Source organism: Bacillus cereus group sp. N21 (assembly GCF_016483395.1).
Classification (GTDB): domain Bacteria; phylum Bacillota; class Bacilli; order Bacillales; family Bacillaceae_G; genus Bacillus_A; species Bacillus_A pseudomycoides.
The window spans coordinates 1-292 of record NZ_JAEHBX010000311.1; the positions used below are offsets into that span (position 1 = coordinate 1).

Below are 292 nucleotides of genomic sequence, written 5' to 3' on the forward strand. Positions count from 1 at the left end.
GTATCGTGCCGTTGATTCGGAAGGGAACACGATTGATTTTTATTTAAGCAAAACAAGAGACCATAAGGCTGCAAAGCGCTTTTTCAAGAAAGCTTTGCGGTCTTTTCATGTTTCAAAGCCCCGTGTTATCACAGTAGACAAGAACCCAGCCTATCCTATAGCCATCCAAGAGTTAAAGAAAGAAAAAAAGATGCCTACAGGCATCCAACTAAGGCAAGTGAAATATCTTAATAACATCGTAGAACAAGATCATCGTTTTATTAAGAAGCGAGTTCGCCCGATGTTGGGGTTG

Annotated in this window: 1 protein-coding gene; it reads left to right on the forward strand. The window is 40.8% G+C overall.

Features of this window, described 5'->3' with window-relative positions; translation table 11 throughout:
* On the forward strand, positions 1–292 hold a 292-nt coding region (locus tag JDS96_RS31000; RefSeq protein WP_199669149.1), incomplete at both ends, for a DDE-type integrase/transposase/recombinase.